Consider the following 4,836-nt stretch of genomic DNA (forward strand, 5'->3'; position numbering starts at 1 on the left):
CAGTAGATGCGGCGCACCGGGAAGGTGCCGCCACCGGCAACCGGAATGCGCGGTGGCTCGGGCGTGGGGATTACATCGGTCATGCTCGCGTCCTGTCACGTAAGGTCACGGGCAGTCTAGAACGCGCGCGCGCGACATGCCACGCCGAGGCGTGGCCGTTGGCGTTCAATGCAGCGGAGTTCAGAACACGCCGCGCGGGCGCGCGCGGCGGAACCTCAGCGCGACAGCGGCAAGGCCTGCTTGCGGACCACGTGGTACTCGGCGTCGACCACGTGCGGGTCGCTCGGGCGCGCGTTCTGCTTGCGCTGGGCGAGCAGCTTCCATGCCAGACCGGCGATGATCATCGCCGCACCCACGAAAACCCCGACAAACACCAGCGCGGCCAGGATCGCCAGGCCCAGCAGACCCACCGCAACGCGCACCAGCGGATGGCGCGGCTTGCGCGGCGCGAACAGGGTGCGGAACGAGTTGAACTGGAAGAAGCGGTTGTACATGGCGTTTCTTTGGCTGAAGTCAGCGAACTCCGAGTATCCGGGCTGGCCACTGTCATTGAGTGAAAAACTCGTTAAACGGCAACGCTGTTCATTTCAAATCAATGACTTGTGTTCATCCCGCAGCCAGCCAGATGAGGGCGTGAGAGAATGTGATCCCGTTGTCCGACTGCCTCCGCCATGTCTGCACCTGATGCCGCTGTAGCCCCGTTGATCGCGCTGGATGCCATTGCCGAGGCCGGATTTGCCGAGGTGGACGCGACGCTCGAAGGGGTCAGCGAGTCGGTCGTGCTGTATCGAGAAGGCGATGACGTGCGTGGCTGGCTGAACATCTGCCCCCATGCCGGGCGCCGCCTGGACTGGGCGCCCGGCCAGTTCCTCAAAAGCCGCGAAGGCCATCTGGTGTGCGCTGCCCACGGGGCATCGTTCTCGCTGGACGATGGCACCTGCGTGGCAGGACCCTGCAAGGGCGACCGCCTGCGTTCGGTAGCGCTGCAGGTGCGCGATGGTCAGGTGTGGCTGGGATGAATCGCAGTGCCGGCCGCTGGCCGGCTGTGTCTGGTGTCGGTTGCACGACGAGCCGGCCAGCGGCCGACACTCCCGGTCATTGCACGCACGTTGCCAACGGTCCGAAGGCGGTCAGAACATCACGTTGATCATCAACACCACTACGGCGGTGTAGATCAGCGACAGCGGGGCGCCCACCCGCCACAGTTCGCGCGGTGTGTAGTTGGCCGGGCCGGTGATCATCGAAATCACCGGGTTGGAGGCGGTCATCAGGTTGTTGGACGCCGACAACGCCACGATCAACGCAAATGCGGTCGGATTGCCACCGGCCGCCAACGCCAGGTTGACTGCGATCGGCACCATGACGATGGTCGCCCCCACATGGCTGATCACCAGCGAGAACATCGTGGTCAGCAGCGCCAGCGCGATTTCCAGCACCCACACCGGGATGCCGGTGGGCAGGCGGTCGATGGTGTGGCCGGCGATCCAGGCGGCCGCGCCGCTGCTGTCCATCGCCCAGCCCAGCGGGATCAGCCCGGCCATCATGAAGATGGTCTTCCAGTTGATCGAGGCGTAGGCCTCGTCCATGCGCAGCACGCCGGTGAGCAGCATGCCGGCCACGCCGGTCATCAGGGTCAGCGCCACCGGCAGCTTGGAGGTCAGCGCGATCAGGATGGTGATGGCGAAGATGCTCATCGCGATCTTGAACTTGTGCGGGCGCTGCTCACCCTTGGGGTAGTCGGTGACCACCACGAAGTCGCGGCTCTTGGCGGCCTGCGCCAGATCGGTCCAGATGCTATGGAACACCAGCATGTCGCCGGCGCGCAGCGCCACGTTGCGCACGTCCTCGCGGATCACCTGCTTGTCGCGGTTGATCGCCAGCAGGCTGATGCCGCGCTGCTTGCGCAGGCGCAGCTCCGAAGCGGTCTTGCCGATCACGTCCGAGGTCGGCGGGATCACCGCTTCGGAAATACCCGCGCGGCTGGGATTGAACAGGTCGCCCAGGTGCTTCAGGCGCGAGGACATGCGCAGGAACTGGTTCTGCGCGAAATCGCCTACCTGCTGGCGCGCCCCCATCACCCCGAGCACGCTGCCCACCCAGATGCGCATTTCCGCCGGCGGTGCCAGGCGGGTGTCGTTGCCGGTCTTGAGCGCCAGCAGCAGCGGTGCGTCGTGCACGTTCTCGGCCTCGCCCAGGGTCATGCCGACCAACGGGCTTTCGGCGGTGACCACCAGCTCGAACACGTCGCCTTCGATGCCGTAGGTCTTGGCAAAGTAGCTTTCGGTACGGGCCGGAGTGACGCCATCGTTGGCGAGGGTTTCTTCCTCGACCAGCTTGCGGTCGCCGAAGTAGCGGAAGTACAGCAGCGAGGCGATCAACAGCGCCACGCCGATCGGCAGCGGCGCGAACATGCGCAGCGGCTCGATGGTGGCCAGGCCCGAGGGCAGGTTGTTGTTGGCCGAAGCCAGCAGATCGTTCAACAGGATCAGCGGCGAGTTGCCGACCATGGTCAGCGCACCGCCCATCACAATCGCCGCGGCGATCGGCAGCAGCAGCCGTTGCAGGGTCAGGCCGGTGCGGGCGGCCAGCCGCGAGGCGACCGGCAGGTACAGCGCCATCACTGAGGGGTTCTGCATGAAGGACGAGTTCAAGCCGGCGATCGCGGTGGTCATCATCAGCAGGCGCGTTTCAACGCCATGCCCGCGCCGCAGCAGCCAGGCCGCCAGCCGGTTCAACGCCCCGGTGCGGTCCAGGCCCGCACCGAGGATGGTGGTGGCGATGATGCTCATCACCGCGTTGCCGGAGAAGCCGCCGAAGATTTCCTCCGGCGCGATCAGCCCGGTGACGCCCAGCACCACCAGCACCACCAGCGCCACCACGTCGGCGCGGATGCGCTCGAACAGGAACATCGCCATCGTGAAGCCAACCAGCCCGAGGACGAGCTTCATATCGGTGGTCAGCGTCAGCGCGGTGTCCATGGGGTGGCGCGGTTCCTTGGGGTGGGATCAGGTACGGTCGTACAACAGGTCCCACACGCCATGGCCGAGTTTCTGGCCACGGGTTTCGAAGTGGGTCTGCGGGCGCCACGCGGGACGTTCCACCTGGCCACGCGGCCCGGCGCGGTTGGTCAGCCCGTCGGTGGCGTCGAGCACGTCCCACATCTGCTCGGCATAGTCTTGCCAGTCGGTGGCGCAATGCAGGCGGCCGCCGACGCGCAGCTTGCGCACCAGCAGGTCGGCAAAGCCGGGCTGGATCAGGCGGCGCTTGTTGTGACGCTTCTTGTGCCACGGATCGGGGAAATAGATGCGCACTTCATCCAGCGCGCCATCGGCGATCTCCTTCTCCAGTACTTCCACCGCATCGTGGTGGTACAGACGCACGTGATCGGCGTTGTCGTCGGCCAGTGCGTTGAGCAGGCGGCCCACGCCGGGGGCGTGCACTTCCAGGCCGATGTAGTCGCGGCTGGGGTCCTGCTGGGYGGCAAAGCGCAGCGCGGCCCCGTTGCCAAAGCCGATCTCCAGCACCTTGGGCGCATCGCGCCCGAAGGTTACCTCCAGGTCGCGCGGCTCGCCGGTGAAGTCCAGGCCGAAGCGCGGCCAGCGGTCGTCGAACGCGCGCTGCTGGGCCGGGGTGAAGCGGCCCTGGCGCAGCACGAAACTGCGCACCTCGCGGCGGCCTTCGGTGATGGTGAAGGGCTTGGGCGGTGCCTTGGCACCGGCGCTGTCGAAGGGATTGGTCATCAGCCGATCAACCCGTCGATCGGCGAGGAGGCACTGGCGTAGCGCTTGCGCGGAATGCGCCCGGCCAGGAAGGCCTCACGCCCCGCTTCGACCGCCTTGCGCATCGCGCTGGCCATCAGCACCGGCTTGCGTGCACCGGCGATGGCGGTGTTCATCAGCACGCCATCGCAGCCCAGCTCCATCGCGATCGCCGCGTCCGATGCCGTGCCCACGCCGGCGTCGACGATGATCGGCACTCTGGCGTCTTCGATGATCTGCAGCAGGTTGTACTTGTTCTGGATGCCCAGCCCCGAGCCGATCGGCGCGGCCAGCGGCATCACCGCAACGCAGCCGATCTCCTCCAGGCGCTTGGCCAGGATCGGATCATCGGARGTGTAGACCATCACCTCGAAGCCATCCTTGACCAGCACCTCAGCGGCCTTGAGGGTCTGCACCACGTCCGGGTACAGGGTCTTCTGGTCGCCCAGCACTTCCAGCTTGGTCAGGTTGTGCCCGTCCAGCAGCTCGCGCRCCAGCCGGCAGGTGCGCACCGCGTCGTCGGCGGTGTAGCAGCCGGCGGTGTTGGGCAGGATCGTGTAACGGTCCGGCGGCAGCACGTCCAGCAGGTTGGGCTCGCCCGGGTTCTGCCCGATGTTGGTGCGGCGGATCGCCACGGTGACGATCTGGGCCCCGGCAGCATCGGTGGCGATGCGGGTTTCTTCCAGATCCTTGAACTTGCCGGTGCCGGTCAGCAGCCGGGAACTGTAGGTCTTGCCGGCGATCACCAGCGAATCAGTGGGGGCATGTGCATTCATGGGCCGAATTATCGCCTATCGCGCGTCACGATGCTGCGGCTGCAGCGACCGTCGAGTGCCGGTGGTGGCGGCGCTGACGCTGTTCAACCGCCGCCCAGCGCATGCACGATTTCCACCTCGTCGCCGTCCTGCAGCAGGTGGTCGGCGTGGCGGCCGCGGGTGATGATTTCGCCATTGACCTCCACCGCGACACGGCGTTCGAGCAGGTTTTCGATCTGCAGCAGGTCCAGGACGGTGGCGCTTTGCGGAAGCTGGCGGGTGTCGCCGTTGAGCACGATGTTCATGACGCCATTGTCCCTAAT

General features: G+C 66.3%; 6 protein-coding genes and 1 pseudogene. 1 reads left to right on the forward strand and 6 read right to left on the reverse strand.

All coding sequences use genetic code 11. The annotated features are described in order from the left end of the window. Together ACXJKH_RS14855 and ACXJKH_RS14860 are read right to left on the reverse strand one after the other, a co-directional pair. Positions 1-83: pseudogene (locus tag ACXJKH_RS14855) on the reverse strand (fumarylacetoacetate hydrolase family protein); the annotation flags it as partial. A 132-nt stretch (positions 84-215) separates the two neighbouring features. Further along, entirely contained in the window at positions 216-494 is a 279-nt protein-coding gene (locus tag ACXJKH_RS14860) for a hypothetical protein (protein WP_256775528.1), read from the reverse strand. A gap of 177 nt (positions 495-671) precedes the next feature. Between ACXJKH_RS14860 and ACXJKH_RS14865 the strand changes: the two genes are divergently transcribed. Next, complete coding sequence (locus ACXJKH_RS14865; protein WP_457320393.1) at positions 672-1,019, forward strand: Rieske (2Fe-2S) protein; 348 nt, start codon at positions 672-674, stop codon at positions 1,017-1,019. 111 nt (positions 1,020-1,130) lie between these two features. Here ACXJKH_RS14865 and ACXJKH_RS14870 read toward each other — a convergent pair whose 3' ends face one another. The 4 genes from ACXJKH_RS14870 to thiS form a co-directional block, all read right to left on the reverse strand. Then, positions 1,131-2,978, reverse strand: a complete 1,848-nt coding sequence (locus ACXJKH_RS14870) for an SLC13 family permease (RefSeq protein WP_457320395.1) — start codon at positions 2,976-2,978, stop codon at positions 1,131-1,133. 27 nt (positions 2,979-3,005) lie between these two features. Next, positions 3,006-3,740 carry a tRNA (guanosine(46)-N7)-methyltransferase TrmB gene (gene trmB / locus ACXJKH_RS14875; protein ID WP_457320397.1) on the reverse strand — a complete coding sequence of 245 codons (735 nt, stop codon included), beginning with the start codon at positions 3,738-3,740 and terminating at the stop codon, positions 3,006-3,008. Further along, positions 3,740-4,534 (reverse strand): thiazole synthase, encoded by a 795-nt coding sequence (locus ACXJKH_RS14880; protein WP_457320399.1) that lies wholly within the window; start codon positions 4,532-4,534, stop codon positions 3,740-3,742. The genes trmB and ACXJKH_RS14880 overlap by 1 nt, the downstream gene beginning before the upstream one ends. 83 nt (positions 4,535-4,617) lie before the next feature. Beyond that, positions 4,618-4,818, reverse strand: a complete 201-nt coding sequence (thiS, locus tag ACXJKH_RS14885) for a sulfur carrier protein ThiS (protein WP_457320401.1) — start codon at positions 4,816-4,818, stop codon at positions 4,618-4,620. Positions 4,819-4,836 lie beyond the last annotated feature (18 nt).

Source organism: Stenotrophomonas sp. P5_B8 (assembly GCF_054049855.1).

Coding starts and splice junctions, on each gene's coding strand:
- ACXJKH_RS14860 (WP_256775528.1), bottom strand. CDS start 494: ATGTACAACCGCTTCTTCCAGTTCAACTCGTTCCGCACCCTGTTCGCG.
- ACXJKH_RS14865 (WP_457320393.1), top strand. CDS start 672: ATGTCTGCACCTGATGCCGCTGTAGCCCCGTTGATCGCGCTGGATGCC.
- ACXJKH_RS14870 (WP_457320395.1), bottom strand. CDS start 2,978: ATGGACACCGCGCTGACGCTGACCACCGATATGAAGCTCGTCCTCGGG.
- thiS (WP_457320401.1), bottom strand. CDS start 4,818: ATGAACATCGTGCTCAACGGCGACACCCGCCAGCTTCCGCAAAGCGCC.